Origin of the sequence: Arthrobacter wenxiniae (genome assembly GCF_013376105.1) — a bacterium.
Taxonomy (GTDB): Bacteria; Actinomycetota; Actinomycetes; order Actinomycetales; family Micrococcaceae; genus Specibacter; species Specibacter wenxiniae.
Genome location: NZ_JAAMFM010000002.1, coordinates 267,447 through 286,083 on the forward strand (window position 1 = coordinate 267,447; position 18,637 = coordinate 286,083).

The window sequence follows — 18,637 nt, forward strand, 5'->3', positions numbered from 1 at the left end:
ACCGCCCCTGCTAGTGTTAGGGCTACCTAACTTAATGTCGTGCCACACTGGGCGGCCCCCTTCTTCAGGAGTGATTTGTGAGTTCCCCCGACACCGGCAAGGAAACGTTCGTTGCCCCGGCTGTGAAGCGCCGGACCCAGTTCACCCTGAATGTGGTGCGCAAGGAGCGGCTCAGCCCGCACATGGTGCGCGTGGTGGCGGGCGGGCCGGGGCTGGCCGCGTTTGAGCCCAAGGACGCCACGGACATGTACGTGAAGATCCATTTCCTGCAGCCCGGGGTGGACTACGCGGAGCCCGTGGACGTGTTTGCGCTGCGCGAGACCATGCCGCGGGACCAGTGGCCGGCCACCCGCACGTACACCGTCCGCTGGGTGGACCTGGCCGCGCAGGAAATCGCGCTCGACTTCGTCATCCACGGCGACGCCGGGCTCGCCGGGCCCTGGGCCATGGCTGCGGAGCCGGGGGACCGCATCATCTTCTCTGGCCCCGGCGGCGCGTACCGGCCCAATCCGGCGGCCGACTGGTTCCTGTTTGCCGGCGACGAGGCCGCCCTGCCCGCCATCGCCGCCGCCGTCGAGGCGCTGCCCTCCGGCGCCACTGGCCGCGCCTACCTTGAGGTGGACACCGCAGCGGACCTCCAGCCCATTGCCGCACCCGCCGGCGTCGAGGTGGCATGGGTGTTCCGCAACGGCGCCACGCCGGCCGAAAGCACCGCGCTGGTGGACGCCGTCGCCAGCGGCCCGTGGCCCGACGGGGAGGTCGACGCCTTCATCCACGGCGAGCGCGAATACATGAAGGCGCTCCGGGACGTCCTGTTCAAGCAGCGCGGGCTGGCCCGCAGCCAGGTCTCCCTCTCCGGCTACTGGGCCTACGGCCGGTCCGAGGACTACTTCCAGGCGGAGAAGAAACAGCCCATCGGCAAGATCCTCTGACCGGCCTACCGCCTCCGGTTGCGGCGGCGGTCCTTTTGGCCGGCGGGGCGGGTGAGGGGACGGGCCATGTTGTCGCCCAGGACCACGCCGGCCGCCACGGCGAGGATCACCACGAGGGCGTTGAAGAGGCCCACGGCGCCTGTCACCGAGTCCGCCGGCGTGAGCGTCATGACAAACATGGCCCGGAAAATGGACAGCCCCACCAGCAGGAAAATGATGGACGGCACGGCCACCACCAGTTGGGGCGCCCCCAGCCGCAGGGCGATGACGCGCGCCAGGATGCCGACCACCACGGCGGCCAGGGCGGGCGCGAACCGGGCGCCCAGGCCCAGTTCCATGCCGCCGTAGTAGGCCAGGTAACCGGCCAGCGCCACGGCCATCGTGGGCACCAGCAGCCGCACCGAGGTTTGCTCGGCAATGCAGATGGCCACCGTGGCCAGCGCCACGAGCGGCAAGACCACATAGAGCGGCAGCGATCCGACACCGGGCTCCGCCACGTTGATCCGGTCCCCGCCCAGCATGGACGCGCTGACCAGGGCGACGGCGATGCCCGACACGATGGCGCCAAACGTCAGGAACGCGGACAGGAACCGTCCTGCCGCGGTGACGGGAAAGCCGTTGATGGCATCCTGCACGGCCGAGACCAGCCGGCCCGACGGGAGCATCAGCAGGATCCCTCCGGCCACCACCATGGACGGGCTCAGCGGAACGTGGAACATGAAACACAGCACAGCCACGATCGTGACGATGAAGGAGGTGATGGCCGTGACGAAGAAGTCCGGCACCCGCCACCGCCCGAGCATGCGGGCAAGCTGCCCCGCGAGCAGGATGGTCACCAGCGCCACCAGCATGCCGAACGGGCTCCCGCCAATCACCCCCACAACGGCGGCGGCGAACACGGCCTCGGCCAGGGACACCATCCAGCGCGGGAACGGCTTGGGCCGCTTGATGATGGTGTCCAGCCGGCGGTGGGCGTCGTCCCGGGCCACGCCGCCGGTGACAATGTCGGTCACGAGCTCGTGCACGTGCACAAGCCCGGCATAGTTGTTGGTCCAGGACCGGACCACGCGCAGCAGCGTGATGGGCACGCCGTCGCGGTGGGCGTAGTTGATGATGACCGACTGGTTCGTGATGTCCACTTCAATGTTGCGCAGGCCAAAGGCGGCCGTGACGGCAATGATGGACGTCTCCACCTCCAGCGCGCCGGCCCCGTACCGGAACATGGTCTCGGCCAGGCGCAGGGCAAAGTCGATGGTCTTGCGCGCCGATTCGTCCGCCAGCCCCACCTGGATCATGGGATTCGCATACGGGCTGCCCGCCAGCCGCTCCACAATGTTCATCGGCGCCGTGGGCGGGGTCTCCCCCTGCACCAGGCGGCGCAGCACGGTGCGCGCCGCCTTATTGGGGCGCGACGGCGGCACCGCCGGGGACATGGGCATCGGCACCTTGGGCACCGGCGCCTTGGGAATCGGCCCCTTGGGAATCGGCACCTTGGGAATCGGCCCGGCCGGGATCATGGCGGACGGGGGGACGTTGCGCGTGGCGGACGGACCGGCCGCCCGGTCCTTTTTGTCCCGGTCATTGGAGCTGCTGCTCATCCACTCTCCTCTGGGGACACGCCCCGCCGGACACCACGGCGGCCGGCGGGGCCGGCGTCGCACGTGTCCTTGGTTGGCAAAAAGCGGCTAGTAAAACTTCTGGCCCGTGCGGCGGGTGTACAGCTGCCGCAGCACCCGTTCCCCCGCCACTGTCCACAATTTATAGCGCACCGGGCTGAACACCACGTCCCAGCAGCCTACAAAATCCGTGACCGTCTTCGTGAAGCTGGTCTTGAACAGGCCCAGTCCGTGGTGCGGGTGGGTGGGGTCCTTGAGCTTGTCCGACGGTGGCGTGCCGCACAAGTCGTACTGCACGGCTCCCAGGCCCTTCATGTCCAAGATGGCCTCCCATTGGATCAGGTGGGAGTCGCCGTACTGCGAGCGCTTTTGCAGCGAGCCGCCGTCCTTGTAGGTGGCCTTGGTGCCGTAATTGATGACGAACGCGCCCACCGAGGGGACTCCGTCTTCATGCACAAAGTAGAAGCGGCCCTGGCCCCTCGCGGCGAACTCGGACCAGAATTGGCGGAAGTAGCCAAACTCGCGGGCGGCCCCGGCGTTCTTTGCCGCAAAGGTGCCCACCATGAGGTCGTAGAGCTTGCGCTGCGTCTCCTCCGTGGCCTCCGGGCGGACCACCTCCACGCCCTCGCGGATGGCGCGGCGCACGGCGTTGCGGCCGCGCGAGTGCAGGTTGCGCAGGAGCTGGCCCGGTTCCGGGGAGATGTCCAGCAGGGCGGTGCTGTCGTTGGGCTGCAGGTCAGGCACCTTCACGTAGCCGGCCCCGGCCAGCACGGCGCGGGCCTGGTCCGAGGCGACGACGTCGGGCTCGATCTTCGCCGCAAAGACGTTCAGGCGGGCGCGCCGGACAAAGTCGCGCAGCGCATCCATCATGGCGGGAATGTGTTCCACGGTGGCGGTGTCCGGGCCCTTGATCAGGTACCAGAGGCGGCCCAGGCCCGGGAACTTCTTCTCCAGGGCCAGGTTGTAGCTGGTGTACCCGGGGCCCTCGAATGCCAGGTACTGGGGCGCCCAGCCGTGGTTTTTCTTCACGGCGGCAAAGGCGGCGGACTGGAGCAGGTTGCCCCCGTTGGGGTTCGCCGTGACCAGGGTGTCCCACTGGTCGATCTCGGCGGCGGTGGCAAATCGGGCGGTGAATTCGCGCAAAAGACCCTCAATCACGTCGGCATGTGTTCGCTGCACCAAGTCTAGCGGGCCGAATTCTCACATCCCACGCACAGCCTCCCCCGATGGAACACCCTGCGTGTGGCCAGAACATGGAATCCGTAACGGCTGCTGCACGGGCGGCCACAGGTGCAGGGAGCAAAACATGGGTGTGGTATCCCGGAGCGTGGGCAACGCGTTCCGCAACAAGGTGCGCAGCGGCGCCGTGGTGGTCATTTTGGCGGTGGCCATCGGATTGGCGCTGGCCATGCTGGTGGCCAACCAGGCCGTGGGCGCCAAGGTCGACTCCCTCAAGGCGTCCGTGGGCAACAACCTCACCGTCAATCCCGCCGGCTCGCGCGGCGGCCTCGGCGGCGGCAACCCGCTGACGACGGCGGATGCCACCAAGGCGGCGGCCGTCGCCCATGTGACGGGCGTCAATGGGACGCTCACCGTCCGGCTGGCCAATGCGGCCACGGCCTCCACGAGCGGTTCCGCCGGCGGCCCGGCTGACCGCGGCGGGGCGGCCGGCCGATTCGGCAGCAGCGGCACCACGAGCCTGGTCTCCGCGGTTCAGCCCGGGGTCCTGGGGCAGCGCAACAACGGCACCGGCAGCACCGGCAGCCCCACGGGCGGAACGGCCGGCGGGACCACCCAGCCCACGTTCACCATTCCGATCCAGGCCACGGGCGTTTCCAGCCCCACCACCGCAGCGGGCACCGCCCTCAAGCTGACCGGCGGGGCGCAGCTGAGCGACTTCGCCGCCAATTCGACCCAGGCCCTGGTCGGATCCACCCTGGCCGCCAAGAACTCCCTGAAGGTGGGATCCACATTCACCGTCCAAACGCGCACCATGAAGGTGACAGGCATCTTTGATGCCGGCGACGCGTTCGACAACAACGGCATCTACCTGCCGCTCGCGGCCACCCAGACCCTGGTGGACCAGGCCGGGCAGCTGAGCAGCCTGAACGTGGTGGTGGACAGCATCGAAAACGTCGCCGCCACGCAGGCCGCGCTGACCACTGCCCTCGGCGCCTCCAACGTCGACGTGACGGCGGGCTCCAACAACCTCCAGTCGGCCATCACGTCCCTGGGCACGGTGCAGAACATTTCCCTGATCGCCTTCATTGCCTCGCTGGTGACGGCGGGGCTGATAGTGCTGCTGATCATGATCATGGTGGTGCGCGAGCGCCGCCGCGAGATCGGCGTGCTGAAGGCGATCGGCGCCTCCAACCGCACCATCGGCGTCCAGTTCACGCTCGAGGCCCTGGTGCTGGTGGTGCTCGGCACCGTGGTGGGGGCCGTGGTTGCGGCGTTCAGCTCCAACCCCATTGTCAGCGCCCTGGTGGCCGGCAACACCGGTTCCACGGTCTCGGCCGCCGGCCCCGTGCGGGGCGGCGGGTTTGGCGGCGGCGGCTTTGGCGGCGGCGGGTTCACCCGGACCCGCGGCGCGTTTGCCGGAGCCAGCCAGCTCATCGGCACCATCAGCACGTCCGTCGGCTGGCAGACCCTGGTGCTCGGCGCCGTCGGAATCCTGGCGATCGCCGCCATCGGCGCACTCATCCCGGCCCTGCTGACGGCCAGGGTCCGCCCCATCGAAGTCCTGCGAGGAGAGTAAGCAATGCTGCAAGTCAAAGACGTAGTCAAGTCCTTCAATTCCGGGGACCGCACCATCAAGCCCGTCAACGGGGTCAGCTTCAGCCTGGAGCAGGGCACCTTCGCCGCCATCCTGGGCAAGAGCGGCAGCGGCAAGAGCACGCTGCTGTCCCTGCTGGGCGCGCTGGACAAGGCGACCTCCGGGGACGTCATCGTGGACGACGTGAACATCTCCACGCTCCCCGACAGAAAACTGACCGCCTACCGCCGCGACGACATCGGGTTCGTCTTCCAGTCCTACAACCTGATCCCGAACCTCTCGGCCAAGGAAAACGTCATGCTGCCCATGGAGTTTGCGGGGGTGTCCCACGGGGAACGCAGCAAGCGCGCAGCCGAGCTGCTGAACCAGGTGGAGCTGACCGAGGAAATGCACGGCCGCCTCGCCAACCGGCTCTCCGGCGGCATGCAGCAGCGCGTGGCGATTGCCAGGGCCCTGGCCAACAACCCGAAGCTGATCCTGGCCGACGAGCCCACGGGCAACCTCGACGACGAAACGGGCGAGCTCATCATTGCCCTGCTGCGCCAGCTGGCGCACGGGAAGAAGACCACCATCCTCGTCGTCACGCACGACCACGCCCTCGCCGCCCAGACGGACCGCAAGTTCCGCCTGGCCCGCGGGCAGATCACCGAGGCCTGAAAGTCGCCCCAACCCTCGGTTGCAACCGGGGCACATCCAGCCAACCCCCGGTTGCAAACGGGGCACATCCAGCCAACCCCCGGTTGCAAACGGGGCACATCCAGCCAACCCCCGGTTGCAAACGGGGCACGTCCAGCCACCCCCCGGTTGCAAACGGGGCACATCCAGCCAACCCCCGGTTGCAAACGGGGCACGTCCAGCCACCCCCCGGTTGCAAACGGGGCACATCCAGCCAACCCTCGGTTGCAAGTATGCGGGAGCGATGCCCAAAACGGCCCCGGTTGCAACCGAGCGTCACGGAAAACGGCCCCGGTTGCAACCGAGGGTCGGGAAGGGTGCGGCTATTTGGTGGGGCGGAGCCAGGTGAACCTTGGCGTTTCCTTCGCCAGGAAGGCGGCCACGCCGATCCTCGGATCGGCGCTGGCCGCCATTTCGCGCTGCCAGTAGCTGTTGCGTTCGGCCAGTTCGGCCTCCGGGACGTGGGCGCTGATGGCGTCGACCAGGTCCTTTTGCGACTGGATGGAGAACTGCGAGCGCCCGGCCAGGAGCAGGGCGAAGGCCCGGACGTCGTCCCAGAACGTGTCGATGGGCAGCACCTTCATGGCCAGGCCGAGCCGCCGGGCTTCAACGGCGTTGACCATGTCCCCACTGAACAGCAGGTATTTGGCCGCGGCCGGCCCCGCCAGCTCCACCAGCTTCCGGATCCCGGAGAGCGGGTAAACGATGCCGATCTTCGCCGGCGTGATGCCAAAGACCGCGTTTTCCGACGCCAGGCGGATGTCGCAGGCACCGGCAATCTGCCAGCCGCCGCCCACGCAGTAGCCGTCGATCGCGGCCACGGTCGGCTTGCGGAAGCGCGCCAGGGCGGATTCTGCCACGGTGATGTCGCCCCCGTCGCGCTGCCCGGTGGCAGGGTCGTGCAGGATCTGCTGGACCGAGGCGATGTCCGCGCCGGCGGAAAAATGTGTCCCGGCCCCGCGCACCACCAGCACCTTCACGGAGTCGTCGTCCTCCAGTCGCGGCAGCAGCTCGGCGAACTGCGGCCACATGCCTGCGGTGAGGGCGTTGCGCATCGACGGGTTGTCCATGACCAGCGTGGCCACCGGCCCGGCCTGCTCCACCCTCAGCGTCCCCGTTCCCGCGTGCGCCCGTCTCACGGCCGGGCTCACGGCCGGGCACCCGTGGCCGCGTCCGCCGTCGCGCCCGCCGCCGCACCGGGCGCCCCCGCCCCCGGCGCCGCCAGCACAATCCCGGCGTCCACCAACCCGGCCACCTGCTCGGAGGTCAGGCCCAGCCCGGCCAGCACGGCCAGCGTGTCCTCGCCCAGGACCGGCGGGGCCTTGCGGATCCGGGGCGCCCGCCGGTCCACGGAAATGGGCCCGCGGACCAGCGGCAGCGGCGAACCGTCGGCGCGGTGGACTGTCTGCACCATCTCCAGCGACCGGACCTGCGGGTCGGCGAAGGCCTGCTCGTAGTTGTAGATGGGCCCGGCCGGGATGGCGGCGCCGCGCAGCAGCGGCAGCCATTCGGCGGCCGTCCGGTGCGCCAGGAGCCCCTCCAGCACCACCTTCAGGGCCGCCCTGTTGACGTTGCGCAGCTTGCCGGTGGCGTAATCCGCGTTGTCGGCAAGCTCCGGGTCGCCCAGCAGCACGCACGCATCCCGCCACTGCTTTTGGTTGCCCACGGCGATGATGACGGGGATGTCACCGGTCCTGAACACCCCGTACGGCGACAGGACCGGGTGGTTGTTGCCCTGGGGCACGGGGACCTCGCCCGTGCTCAGGTACTTTTGGCCCTGGAACGCGCCCAGCGCCAGCCCGGTTTCCAGGAGCGACGTCGAGACCTCCATCCCGACGCCCGTCCCGTTCCTGCCCACCAGGGCTGCGGCGATGCCGAGGGCCGTGTTGATGCCGGCCACCATGTCAATGATCGGCACGCCGACCCGGTACATGTTCTCCGCGTCGGCGCCCGTGACGGACATCAGCCCGGTCATGCCCTGCGCCACCTGGTCCAGCCCGGGCGCCTGGCTAAGCGGCCCCGTGGTGCCAAACCCGCTGACGGAGGCGATGATGATGCCCGGCTTTGCCTCGCGCAGCGCATCCGGGTCCAGGCCCATGACAGCCAGCACGCCGGGGCGGAAGTTTTCCACCACGACGTCGGACCCGACGGCCAGCTGCCACAGCAGGTCCCTGCCCGGCTGGGTGTAAAAGTCGATGGCGATCGAGGACTTGTTCCGGTTGGCGGAGTCAAAGTAGAGGCTGTGGTCGTTTTCAAACGGCGGCCAGGACCGGCTGGAGTCCCCGCCCTTGATGCTTTCGGTCTTGATGACCTCGGCGCCGAGGTCGGCCAGCAGGGCGGTGGCGTAGGGGCCGGCGAGCGCGCGGCTGAGGTCCAGGATGCGCACGCCCTCCAGCGGCAGGCCGCTACCCATTGGGCACCCCGCGCAGCTTCACGTTGATCTGCTTGGTCTGGGTGAACCCCGCCAGCATGCCCTCGAGGGAAACCTCGCGGCCGATCCCGCTCTGCTTGTAGCCGCCGTACGACTGCCCGGGCACCTGGCCGCCGCCCTGGTTGACCTGCACCCAGCCGGCGTCGATCCGGTGGGCGGTGTTCAGGGCGTCGTCCAGGTTGTGGCTCCACACGTAGGCCGCCAGCCCGTAGTTCGTGTCGTTGGCCATGCGGATGACGTCCTCCGTGTCCTTCCACGGGATCGCCACCAGGACCGGCCCGAAGATCTCCTCCCGGGCCAGCCGGAAGTCATTCCGCGCCCCGCTGAAGACGGTCGGCAGGTGGTAGTAGCCCTCGGTCAGCGGGCCGTCGGCGGGCGCGTTGCCGCCCAGCACCGCCCTCATCCCCGGCGTGGCGCGGCCCTCGTCGAGGAAGCCGGTGATGGCCGTGTGCTGCTTGAGGTTGATGATGGCGCCCATGTCGGTGGCCTCGTCCAGCGGGTCGCCCACCGTGAGCGCGCCCAGCCTGGCACTGAGGCGGGACAATACGTCGTCGTAAATGTCCTCATGGAGGAACAGGCGGGAGCCGGCCGTGCAGCTTTGGCCCTGGCGGGTGAAGCGGGAGGCGAGGAGCAGGCCGTCGAGGAGCTCGTCGTCGTCCGCGGCGTCGGGGAACACGATGGACGGGTTCTTCCCGCCCAGCTCCAGCGACATGTGGGCCAGCCGCGCCCCGGCCTCGGCGGCCACCTCGCGGCCCACCTCGGTGGAGCCGGTGAAGGAGACCTTGTCGACGCCGGGGTGGTTGGCCAGGGCGCTGCCGATCACGCCGCCGCGCCCCGTCAGGGCATTGACGACGCCGGCCGGCAGGTGCCGGTTGCACACCTCCGCCAGCTTCAGGATGGTGAGGGGGGCGTCGTCGGCCGCCTTCATGATGACGGTGTTGCCGGCGGCGAGCGCGGCGGGGATCTTGAACGCCGCGATCATCAGCGGCGAGTTCCAGGGCAGGATCGCGGCCACCACGCCAAGGGGCTCCAGGCGCGTGTACTGCAGCTGGTTCTCGCCCGCCGGCAGCGTGGTGCCCTTGACCTCCCCGGCAATGCCGGCAAAGTAGCGGAACATGGCCACCATGGTGGTCGACTCGGGGCGGGCCTGGGTGCGCAGCGCGTTGCCGGTGTCGAGGGCGGTCAGCCGGGCGAACTCCTCGCTGCGCCGCTCGAGTTCGTCGGCGATGGCCAGCAGCGCCTTGGCCCGGCCGGTGAAGTGCTGGGCGCGCCAGCCCGGGAAGGCGGCACGGGCCGCGGCGACGGCCCGGTCCACGTCCTCCACGGTGCCGGCGGGGACGCGGGCGATCACGGTTTCGCGGCGGGCGGGGTTGAACACCTCGCGCCACTGCGAGCCGGCCGAGGGCTGCTCCTCTCCCCCGATCCACATGGGCCAGTCGCGGACGGCGGCGTTCGTTGAAACTTCAGTCATGGCTGGTGCCTTCCTATTCTTTGCCCGCGCCGGCGGCGGGTTCTTTGCTTGCGCCGGGTGCGGGCAGCGAGCCGTCCACCAGGGACACGATCATGCTGCAGTCCTTGGCGCCCTGCCCGCCGTCGATGAGCCGCTGGAACAGCTGCTGGACGTGTTCGCCGATCTCCAGCGGCGTCTGCGTGCTGCGGGCCGCGGCGATGGCCAGGCCGATGTCCTTGTGGGCCAGTTCCGCGGTAAACGTGGGGGCAAAGCCGTTGTTGGCGGCGGCGGTGGGCACCACTCCCGGCACCGGGTACCAGGTGCGCAGCGCCCAGCTGTCGCCGGAGGAGACGGAGGCGATGTCCCAGAAGACCTGCTTGTCCAGGCCCAGGCGGTCGGCCAGCACGGCGCCCTCCGAGGTGGAGGCCAGGTTGATGAACAACATGAGGTTGTTGCAGATCTTCGCTGCCTGTCCGGTGGTGGCCCCGCCTGTCGGGATGATGTTTGCGGCCATGGGCTGGATGTACCCGGACGCGTCGGCCACGGCGCCGGATTCGCCGCCCACCATGAAGGTGAGGGTTCCGGCGGCCGCCCCGCTCATGCCGCCCGAGACGGGGGCGTCCACGAAGCGGAAGCCGGCGGCAGCGGCGGCGTCGTGCACGGCCTGCGCGGACTCGATGTCAATGGTGGAGGAGTCGATGAGGAGCGTGTCCTTGGCGGCGTGCGCCAGGATCCCGGACCCGCCGAAGTACACGCTGCGCACGTGCTCGCCCTTGGGGAGCATGGTGAAGACGACGTCGGCCCCCTGGACTGCCGCTTCAACCGAGCCCGCCGCCTGGACCCCGTTGGCGACGGCGGCGTCGAGCGCGGCGGCGCTGAGGTCGAAGCCCCTGACGGAGTGCCCCGCCTTGACCATGTTCGCCGTCATGGGCCCGCCCATGTGCCCCAAACCGATCCATGCCACAACTGCCATGATAAAAGCCCCTTTGCCTACACAGTTCATTATGCCCCGCACGATTTCAATGCCGGACATGACCAGCATCACACCCTGCTAAAGTGCAAACAAGGCCGAAAAAGGCAGAGCGCATGTGCACTTTTGCACTCATTGCCCCGTGAGGGAGTGGATCCGATGGATTTTAAGAGGTTTCCGAGCCCGGATGACCTGCTGGTGCTCCTGACGGTGGCACGGCTGGGCCGGTTCACGGCCGTGGCGGATGCCCTTGAGACCACGCACACCACGGTGTCGCGGCGGATTTTGGCGCTGGACAAGCAGCTGGGCGGGCGGACCCTGGAGCGCACGCCGCAGGGATGGGAGCTGACGGAACTGGGGCGGGCCGCCGTCGCGGCGGCGGAGGGCATCGAATCAAGCCTGAGCTCGCTCACCACGGGCGTTGAGCGGCACATGGACCCCGTCTCCGGCCTGGTGCGCGTCAGCGCCTCCGACGGCTTTGGCGCGCTCGTCGCCACGCCGGCCCTGGTGAAGCTGCAGCGCAAGCACCCCATGCTCCGCGTGGAACTGCTCAGCGCCACGCGGAGGCTGAGCAGGAACCGGTCCGGCGTGGACCTGGAGGTGGTGGCCGGCAGCGTCGACGCCGGGCGGGCGGAGGTCATCTTTCTCTCCGACTACACGCTGCGCCTGTACGCGGGGACGGGATATGTGCAGGCCCGCGGGCTGCCGGGGTCCGAGGGGGAATTGAAGGACCACCGCTTCATCTCCTACGTGGAATCAACGCTGCAGGTGGCCGAGCTGGCGCAGCACCACCACCGGCTGACCAGCGAACCGGCCGAGTTCCAGGCCACCAGCGTGTTTGCCCAGATCGAGGCCGTGCGCGCCAACGCCGGGATTGCCATGCTGCCGTCCTTCATGGCGGACGGGCTGGAAGGCCTGGTCCGCGTCCTCCCCGGCAAGGTGTCGCAAACGGTGCAGTTCTGGGCCGCGGCCAGGCCCGAGTCGCTGCGGTCCCCCGCCGTCCAGGCGGTGGTGGCGGCGTTCCTGCACGAAACCGAGCTCCGCCGCGGCCAGCTCGTCACGGGCTGACCGACGCTCGGTCGCAATCGGGGCGCTTTTTGGCAACGCTCCCTCACGCAGTGCGGGAGCGTTTGCGGTTTTTGCCCCGGTTGCAACCGAGCGTCGGTAGATGAACCCCCGATTGCGCGGGAGGGTTGCTAGGCCGTCCAGCCGCCGTCCATGACGTAGGAGGCGCCCGTGGCCATCGCCGCCTGCCCGGAAGCCAGCCAGGCGACGAGCCCGGCGATTTCATCCGGCTCGATCAGGCGCTTGATGGCGTTTTTGGCGAGCATGACCTCCCCGAGCACCTGCTCCTCCGAGATCCCGTGCGTCCGGGCCTGGTCTGCCACCTGACCCTCCACCAGGGGTGTGCGCACATAACCGGGGTTGACGCAGTTGCTCGTGACCCCGTGCGGGCCGCCCTCCCTCGCCGTGACCTTGGACAGGCCCTCGAGCCCGTGCTTGGCCGCCACGTACGCCGACTTGAACGATGAGGCGCGCAGCCCGTGGATGGAGGAGATGTTGATGATCCGCCCGTAGTTTTGGCCGTACATGTGCGGCAGCGCGGCCCGGATCAGCAGGAACGGGGCCTCCAGCATGATGGTGATGATGCGGTGGAAGGCGGCCGGGTCGAAGTCCTCGATGGGGCTGATGGCCTGGATGCCGGCGTTGTTGACCAGGATGTCCACCTCGAGGGTGAGCGCCTCCAGGGCCTTGGTGTCCAGCAGGTCCACCTCCCAGGACTCGCCGCCCACTTCCGCAGCCACCGCGGCGGCGCCGGCCGCATCCCGGTCGGCCACGACCACGTGGGCCCCCTGGGCGGCCAGCGCCCGCGAGATCGCCGCGCCCAGGCCGCCCGCGCCGCCGGTGACCAGCGCGCGCTTCCCGGCCAGTCCGGCGTCGGCCGCTCCCCCACCCAGCGCGCGAGCGGCGCCGGCCGCCTGCCCGGCCCCGGTCACGCGCGTCTGCCCGGCCCCGGCCGGCGGCACTGCTTGGCTTGCGTCCATCTCTAGCCCACTTTCGTTGCTGACTTGCCGGCCGCGGCGCGGCCCAGGGCCAGCGTGCCGGCGGCGTCGGCGTCGTCGATGTCCTGCAGGGACACTCCCTTGGTCTCCTTCAGGAATAGCACAGCCACGGCCGTTACAACACAGGCACCCAGCAGGTAGATGGCCACCGGCACGGACGAGTGGTAGTGCTCCACCAGGCCGGTGGCGATGAAGGGCGCGATGGAGCCGGCCACGATGGAGGTGACTTGGTAGCCCAGGGAAACTCCGGAGTAGCGCATGCGGGTGGGGAACATTTCCGCCATAATGGACGGCTGGCCCGCGTACATGAGGGCGTGGAACACCAGTCCGATCATCACGGACGCCAGGATGAGAAGATCGTTCTTGGTGTCCATCATGGGGAAGGCGAAGAATCCCCACGTGGCGCCGGCGATGGCACCGAGCATGTAGGTGGGCCTGCGGCCGATCCTGTCGGAGAGCCTGCCCACCAGGGGGACCACGCAGAAGTGGACGCCGTGGGCCACCAGGAGCAGCAGCAGGATCCGGGAGGTGTCGATGCCGACGATGACCTTCAGGTAGGTGATGGAGAACGTGACCACCAGGTAGTACAGGATGTTCTCCGCGAAGCGCAGCCCCATGGCCGTGAACACGCCGCGGGGGTAGCGGCGGAAGACCTCGAACACGCCATAGCCGGCATCGGGATTGCTTTCCGCCGCCTCCTGCGCCTTGAGGAAGATGGGCGCGTCGCTGACCTTGGTCCGGATGTAGTAGCCGATCAGGACGATGACGGCGGAAAGCCAGAACGCCACGCGCCAGCCCCAGCCCAGGAACGCCGCCTCGCTGAGCGTCGAGGAAAGGAACAGGAGCACCCCGGTGGCCAGCAGGTTGCCCATGGGCACCGCCGACTGCGGCCACGAGGCCCAGAATCCGCGGGACTTGTTGGGGCTGTGCTCGGCCACCAGCAGGACCGCGCCGCCCCATTCGCCGCCGACGGCGAAGCCCTGGATGAAGCGCAGGGCCACCAGCAGCGCCGGCGCCCAGTAGCCCACCTGGTCGAAACCGGGCAGGCAGCCCATCAGGAAGGTGGAGATGCCCACCAGGATGATGCTCAGCTGCAGCAGCTTCTTGCGCCCGTACTTGTCGCCAAAGTGGCCAAAGACAATGCCGCCGATGGGCCTGGCCACGAAGCCGACGGCGTAGGTCAGGAACCCTGCCATGATCCCGTCGAGCACGGAGCCGGCGTTGGGGAAAAACATGTGGCCGAACACCAGGCTGACAGCCGTGGCGTACAGGAAAAACTCGTACCACTCCACCACAGTTCCGGCCATGGAGGCCGCCACGACCTTGCGAAGCCCTGATTCCTTGACCGACGCGCCTGGTCCGTTTTGTTGACTCATTCTTTTCTCCTCCGCGCCTCCATTGGCGCGTCCGGTCCCCATCAGACATGGTCCCCTGAGGCGCATTCGCCCCCTGTGACCCAGCGCACATTTGAACGCTACCCCCGAGTATGACAGCGGCAATATTCGATCATCAATGACCTTTACCGCAGATACGGTGAACGAAAACGCACAATGGTTGCCGCGGTGCAGGCTGCGGCTAGGATGGGTACGCTCCACACCGCGGCCCCAGGGCCACCTTCGACGCGAGGCAATGCACATGAATAGGTTGTTCGGGCTCTTCACGGCACTCGCCCTCACGGCGGCCCTCCTGACAGTGGGCGTTGCGCCTGCGCCCGCGGCCGCGCCCGCACAGCCGGTGCCCGCGGCCGCACGGGCGGCGCAGGCGGCGCCCGCACAGCTGGCGCCCGCCGCCACTGCCCCCGCCAGCCCCTTCCTCGCCGCCGTCCTGGCTGCCGCCAACAAGGTCCGGTGGGCCAACGGGGCCGGCCCCGTTGCCTGGAACCCGGCGATTGCCACGGGCTCGCAGCAGTGGGCCGCCACAGTTAACGGCCGCATCAACACCGGCACCCTGGTCATGGCCAAGGTGCACCGCACCGACTATGGGGCATCGATCCTGCCCAAGGGCTCGGACATGTACTCGGAAATCATTGGCATCAACAACACGCCGCAGCAGATTGTCGACTGGTGGATGGGCTCGCCCGGGCACCGCGCCGCCCTGTTGGACAAGCGGGCCACTGACATTGGCATGGGCGCGGTCAAGACCACCAAGGCGGGCTGGAGCGGCATGTCCGTGGTGGTGGCCAACCTGGCCGGCTATGCTTCCACCCGCAAGACCCAGCCCCAGCCGCCGCCCCCGCCGGTGGCCAACGACGGCGACGTGGCCGCCGTCGACCCTGCCGGAAACCTGTACATCTACGGTGCCGCCGGCGGCGGGGACTTGTGGCAGCGCTCGTTCATTTCCGCCGGATGGGCCGGCACCCAGCAGCTTGAGATTGTCGACTTCAACTCCGACGGCCGCCAGGACATCGTGGCGGTGTGGAAGTCCGGTGCGCTCACTGTCAGCTACGGCCAGTCCAACGGCACGCTGGCGGCAGCCAGGACCATCGGCGCCGGCTGGTCAGGCTATGACATCATCGCCACGAAGTGGCGCACCGCGGACAGGTTCCCGGGCCTCGTGGCCAAGCACCGCGCCTCCGGGGACCTCTTCTACTACCCTTCCCCCAACGGCCTCGGCTTTTCTCCGCGGCTCAAGATCGGCACCGGCTGGGGCAGCCTGAAAATCATCGGCACCGACTTCGACGGCGACGGCCGGGCGGACATCGCCGCGCGCAACCCCGCCGGCCAGCTCCTGCTCTACCGCGGCAGCGGCACCGGCGGCTTCATCTCCGAGGCCCGCCGCGTGATCGGCGTCGGCTGGGGCGGCATGACCCACCTCTCCGGCATCACCAACCACCTGGGCACCGGAGGCCAGGGCATCCTGGCCCGCGACGGCGCCGGGAACCTGCTCCACTACCCCATCCTTGCGAACCGGTTCGGCGCGCGGGCGCAAATCGGCACCGGCGGATGGAACACGCTGCTGCTGGGCAGCTGAGAGGCCCGGGCCTTGTGGCGCACGCGCTGAAGCACGACGCCGGTCACCCCACTCCGGCGTCCTTCGCACGGACAATGGCCTCGCCACGGCCGGCGGGCGCCAGGTGGCGGAGCGGGGCCGACCATGGCCTTGGCGCCGGGCGCCCGATACAGCGTCCGGTACAGCGCCCGGACTGCCTTTCGCCGGTTGGTTGAAGTGGACATGGCGGGTTCTCCCTTGAACGAAGTGCCGGTGGAACGGCGTGGTCCCACCAGCCTCCAGGGGGTGCCGTCCCGGGCAACAGGGCCCGGCGTCCCGACAGGCCCGGGATTGCCCCCGCAGCTGTCCCCCTCCAGACCCCGGCACCGCAGCTGTCCCCCGCCAGACCCCGGCCCCGCAGCGGGCCCCCTCTACCCCGGCGCCACGCAGTCGGCGAGCGCGGCGAGCTGGGCCACGCGGCACTCGTCCTGGAGGTACATCATGTGCCCGGCCTGGTGGTAGTGGTGCGTAAACCGGGTCCGTGCCTCCGCGGAAATGTTCAGCTGCGCCCACACGTATTCGGCCGCGAAGTGGGGCGTGGCGCCGTCATGGCAGCCGTAGTCGACGTGGACGCGCAGGGCCGCGTTGTAGCCGAGCAGCCGTTCCAGGTCCCCGGTCACGTCCACGGGGGCACCTTCAAAGGTCTTGTAGCTCCACGGCTGGACGCGGCCCGTGAGCGCCTCACAAGGCATGTCGTTTTCATAGCGGAGCTCGGTGCGCACATAGTGGTTGATGGCGGCGGCGTACGGCCCGGTGATGGCATTCATGGACGCGTCATCCCGGTTCACCGACGCCTGGCCGCGCAGGTGCCGCTGCGTGAACCGGCCGTCGATCCGCCCCTCCGTCAGCCCTTGGCCCCGCAACAGTTCGGCGGAGAACTCCGAGTAGTCCCACCGCAGGTTGCTTTGCCGGATGAAGTCCTCGCTGAGCGTGGTCAGCTCCGCCAGGCCAAACGGCGCCGGCGCCAGCGCACCGACGTCGCCGCTGTCCACGCGGCGGGGTCCCAGCAGGCCCATGGGCAGCCAGACGCCGGACGAGCCGGGCCCGCCGGTGAACGCGAAAACGACCGGGCGGGGGTTCGGCTTTGCCGCCTCCGCACCGGTGTCCGGCCCGGGGTCCTTGACGTAGCTGACCACGAAGATCTCGGCCTTCGGCTTGAAGCCGGCGACGCGGGGGGCCGGTGTGCGTGGGGCCGGCCTGCGGGGTGTTTTCCGCCATGGAAGGAGCTTATCGCTCCGGGTTGTCAGCCGGGGGACGCCGCGGCGTGGCCACGATCCACCCGTCTCGATCGCACATCGGACCCCGCAGGGCTACGAGTACAGCCCGTTCAGCCACGCACCCCAGGCGGCGCCCGCGGCATCGCCGTCCGCGCCCCCGGCGAACAGGTGCACGGTCATGCCCACCACGGCGCCAAACGCGTTGCGGCCAAAGAAGCGGTACATGGCGTCGCCGGTACGCAGCCCCACAAAGTTCTCATCTTGGTAATCCACCACGGCATCGACGTCGCCGACCCCCGCAATGGCCACGTTGACGTGTCCCCCTGCCCCGGCGCCGTGGATTCCCAGGGCGGCCTTGACGGCTTTGAACGCGTCCGGGCCCTTGGACGCTTCCGGGCCCTGGATGTCGGCAAACGCGGCCTGCTTCCCTGCGAAGTACTTCACGTACTGGCCCAGCGTGTGCTGGTAGAACGCGGTGTGCTTGGCGGCGCCATCATATTGGTTGTCCCAGTCCTCAAAGAAGACGCCGCTGTGCACGTAACGCAGCCACGACCTGCCTTCCGGCCGTTCGGAAATGTCGTATTCCAGGCTGTTGAAGAACCCGCCCTCGCCGTCCACGTGGTTCGCGAAGCGGTGCGGCGGGTCCCAGGCGGTGACAGTGCTGCCGTAGGGGCCCGCGCCGCCCACCCGCGGCTCGAATTCGCCGTCCATGGGCCACAGCCAGCCCGAGTTGCCGACGGTGGCGGCGTCGAACACCTGCTGCGGCGTGCCGTCGATCTCCGATTCGTGCACGATCTTGAATTCCTTGGCCATCATTGCTCCCTGGTGCGGCCGGGCGAACCGGCAATTTGAGAGGGTTCCGGTGCGTCGGCGCCGGGCTTGACGCTGGGGTGAAGTGCGACGACGAGGCGGTGGTTGCGCCCGCCGCCCGCGGTTGCGCTGTGGTACTTTTCCACGAGCCGGGCGGTGCTCGCCGCCAGCTCGGCGATGAACGCCGCGCGGTCCGCGGCGCTGGCAAAGGCCAGCTCCCCGTCGAGCGCGAAGGTCGCCAGGCGCTTGTTGGCGCGGTCGGCCCCGGTGATCAGGGTGCCCACGTCCCGGACCAGGCGGGCCGCCACGGCCAGCATCCAACGGGCGGAAAGCCGGTTGGGCTCCAGCGACGGGTCCGGCGCGACGCCGGGCAGCGCCGCCGGGGAGATCACGAACGACCGCGCCGCGGCCCCCATGATCCGTTCGGTGACATTGCCCTTGCGGCGCTCCTCGACCAGCTGGACCAGTCCGTGCTTTTCCAGCTCCCTGAGGTGGTAGTTCACCTTCTGCCGCGGGAGCCCTATCCGGGCCGCCACGGTGGCGGCCGACGCCGGGTTCCGCAGCTCCGCAAGCAGCCGCGCGCGCACGGGATCCAGCGACGCCTCCGCGGCGGCCGGGTCCTCGATCACTGCCACGTCCAACATGCATCCATCATTCCACCGAAGAATTTATCTGTCCAGAACTATTTTTTGATCCGGAATGCCTTGTC

General features: G+C 69.1%; 16 protein-coding genes. 5 read left to right on the plus strand and 11 right to left on the minus strand.

All coding sequences use genetic code 11. The annotated features are described in order from the left end of the window. The first annotated feature begins 77 nt into the window (after positions 1 to 77). Entirely contained in the window at positions 78 to 932 is an 855-nt protein-coding gene (locus tag G6034_RS02910; RefSeq protein WP_425485445.1) for a siderophore-interacting protein, read from the plus strand. Positions 933 to 937: 5 nt separating this feature from the next. Here G6034_RS02910 and G6034_RS02915 read toward each other — a convergent pair whose 3' ends face one another. Both G6034_RS02915 and G6034_RS02920 read right to left on the minus strand, forming a co-directional pair. Continuing rightward, the gene (locus G6034_RS02915) at positions 938 to 2,371 is read right to left on the minus strand and encodes a threonine/serine exporter family protein (RefSeq protein ID WP_246295261.1); all 1,434 of its coding nucleotides are present in this window, start codon (positions 2,369 to 2,371) and stop codon (positions 938 to 940) included. Between the two features lie 246 nt (positions 2,372 to 2,617). Further along, positions 2,618 to 3,691, minus strand: a complete 1,074-nt coding sequence (locus G6034_RS02920; protein WP_176633659.1) for a lipid II:glycine glycyltransferase FemX — start codon at positions 3,689 to 3,691, stop codon at positions 2,618 to 2,620. Positions 3,692 to 3,854: 163 nt separating this feature from the next. On the opposite strand from G6034_RS02920, the gene G6034_RS02925 reads away from it, so the two are divergent. Next, entirely contained in the window at positions 3,855 to 5,306 is a 1,452-nt protein-coding gene (locus G6034_RS02925; RefSeq protein WP_176633587.1) for an ABC transporter permease, read from the plus strand. A gap of 3 nt (positions 5,307 to 5,309) precedes the next feature. Continuing rightward, positions 5,310 to 5,981: an ABC transporter ATP-binding protein gene (locus G6034_RS02930; protein ID WP_176633588.1), complete on the plus strand. Its 672-nt coding sequence runs from the start codon at positions 5,310 to 5,312 to the stop codon at positions 5,979 to 5,981. Positions 5,982 to 6,322: 341 nt separating this feature from the next. On the opposite strand, the gene G6034_RS02935 is transcribed toward G6034_RS02930, so the two are convergent. From G6034_RS02935 to mmsB, 4 genes are read right to left on the minus strand one after another with little or no spacing between them, the layout of a single operon-like run. Beyond that, entirely contained in the window at positions 6,323 to 7,138 is an 816-nt protein-coding gene (locus tag G6034_RS02935) for an enoyl-CoA hydratase/isomerase family protein (protein ID WP_218063482.1), read from the minus strand. A gap of 8 nt (positions 7,139 to 7,146) precedes the next feature. Beyond that, positions 7,147 to 8,412 (minus strand): CaiB/BaiF CoA transferase family protein, encoded by a 1,266-nt coding sequence (locus G6034_RS02940; RefSeq protein WP_176633589.1) that lies wholly within the window; start codon positions 8,410 to 8,412, stop codon positions 7,147 to 7,149. Then, positions 8,405 to 9,901, minus strand: a complete 1,497-nt coding sequence (locus G6034_RS02945) for an aldehyde dehydrogenase family protein (RefSeq protein ID WP_176633590.1) — start codon at positions 9,899 to 9,901, stop codon at positions 8,405 to 8,407. The genes G6034_RS02940 and G6034_RS02945 overlap by 8 nt, the downstream gene beginning before the upstream one ends. 13 nt (positions 9,902 to 9,914) lie before the next feature. Beyond that, positions 9,915 to 10,853, minus strand: a complete 939-nt coding sequence (mmsB, locus tag G6034_RS02950; RefSeq protein ID WP_176633591.1) for a 3-hydroxyisobutyrate dehydrogenase — start codon at positions 10,851 to 10,853, stop codon at positions 9,915 to 9,917. Positions 10,854 to 11,009: 156 nt separating this feature from the next. Between mmsB and G6034_RS02955 the strand changes: the two genes are divergently transcribed. Then, on the plus strand, positions 11,010 to 11,918 hold the full coding sequence (locus tag G6034_RS02955) for a LysR family transcriptional regulator (protein ID WP_176633592.1): 909 nt from the start codon (positions 11,010 to 11,012) through the stop codon (positions 11,916 to 11,918). A 128-nt stretch (positions 11,919 to 12,046) separates the two neighbouring features. Here the strand turns inward: G6034_RS02955 and G6034_RS02960 are convergent, their stop codons facing one another. Continuing rightward, entirely contained in the window at positions 12,047 to 12,895 is an 849-nt protein-coding gene (locus G6034_RS02960) for a 3-hydroxybutyrate dehydrogenase (protein ID WP_176633593.1), read from the minus strand. A 2-nt stretch (positions 12,896 to 12,897) separates the two neighbouring features. Continuing rightward, positions 12,898 to 14,289 carry an MFS transporter gene (locus G6034_RS02965; protein ID WP_176633594.1) on the minus strand — a complete coding sequence of 464 codons (1,392 nt, stop codon included), beginning with the start codon at positions 14,287 to 14,289 and terminating at the stop codon, positions 12,898 to 12,900. Positions 14,290 to 14,548: 259 nt separating this feature from the next. Between G6034_RS02965 and G6034_RS02970 the strand changes: the two genes are divergently transcribed. Then, complete coding sequence (locus G6034_RS02970) at positions 14,549 to 15,883, plus strand: CAP domain-containing protein (protein ID WP_176633595.1); 1,335 nt, start codon at positions 14,549 to 14,551, stop codon at positions 15,881 to 15,883. A 389-nt stretch (positions 15,884 to 16,272) separates the two neighbouring features. Here the strand turns inward: G6034_RS02970 and G6034_RS02975 are convergent, their stop codons facing one another. From G6034_RS02975 to G6034_RS02985, 3 genes are all read right to left on the minus strand, one after another. After that, complete coding sequence (locus tag G6034_RS02975) at positions 16,273 to 17,037, minus strand: hypothetical protein (RefSeq protein ID WP_176633596.1); 765 nt, start codon at positions 17,035 to 17,037, stop codon at positions 16,273 to 16,275. A gap of 174 nt (positions 17,038 to 17,211) precedes the next feature. Next, entirely contained in the window at positions 17,212 to 17,934 is a 723-nt protein-coding gene (locus tag G6034_RS02980; RefSeq protein ID WP_218063483.1) for an SRPBCC family protein, read from the minus strand. Continuing rightward, positions 17,931 to 18,572, minus strand: a complete 642-nt coding sequence (locus G6034_RS02985) for a winged helix-turn-helix domain-containing protein (protein WP_176633597.1) — start codon at positions 18,570 to 18,572, stop codon at positions 17,931 to 17,933. The genes G6034_RS02980 and G6034_RS02985 overlap by 4 nt, the downstream gene beginning before the upstream one ends. Between the last annotated feature and the right edge of the window lie 65 nt (positions 18,573 to 18,637).

Bases quoted from the DNA above. Each gene is read 5' to 3' on its own strand.
- G6034_RS02925 (WP_176633587.1), top strand. From the start codon at position 3,855: ATGGGTGTGGTATCCCGGAGCGTGGGCAACGCGTTCCGCAACAAGGTG.
- G6034_RS02980 (WP_218063483.1), bottom strand. From the start codon at position 17,934: ATGATGGCCAAGGAATTCAAGATCGTGCACGAATCGGAGATCGACGGC.
- G6034_RS02985 (WP_176633597.1), bottom strand. From the start codon at position 18,572: ATGTTGGACGTGGCAGTGATCGAGGACCCGGCCGCCGCGGAGGCGTCG.
- G6034_RS02930 (WP_176633588.1), top strand. From the start codon at position 5,310: ATGCTGCAAGTCAAAGACGTAGTCAAGTCCTTCAATTCCGGGGACCGC.
- G6034_RS02970 (WP_176633595.1), top strand. From the start codon at position 14,549: ATGAATAGGTTGTTCGGGCTCTTCACGGCACTCGCCCTCACGGCGGCC.
- G6034_RS02955 (WP_176633592.1), top strand. From the start codon at position 11,010: ATGGATTTTAAGAGGTTTCCGAGCCCGGATGACCTGCTGGTGCTCCTG.
- G6034_RS02965 (WP_176633594.1), bottom strand. From the start codon at position 14,289: ATGAGTCAACAAAACGGACCAGGCGCGTCGGTCAAGGAATCAGGGCTT.
- G6034_RS02960 (WP_176633593.1), bottom strand. From the start codon at position 12,895: ATGGACGCAAGCCAAGCAGTGCCGCCGGCCGGGGCCGGGCAGACGCGC.
- G6034_RS02945 (WP_176633590.1), bottom strand. From the start codon at position 9,901: ATGACTGAAGTTTCAACGAACGCCGCCGTCCGCGACTGGCCCATGTGG.
- G6034_RS02940 (WP_176633589.1), bottom strand. From the start codon at position 8,412: ATGGGTAGCGGCCTGCCGCTGGAGGGCGTGCGCATCCTGGACCTCAGC.
- mmsB (WP_176633591.1), bottom strand. From the start codon at position 10,853: ATGGCAGTTGTGGCATGGATCGGTTTGGGGCACATGGGCGGGCCCATG.
- G6034_RS02915 (WP_246295261.1), bottom strand. From the start codon at position 2,371: ATGCCCATGTCCCCGGCGGTGCCGCCGTCGCGCCCCAATAAGGCGGCG.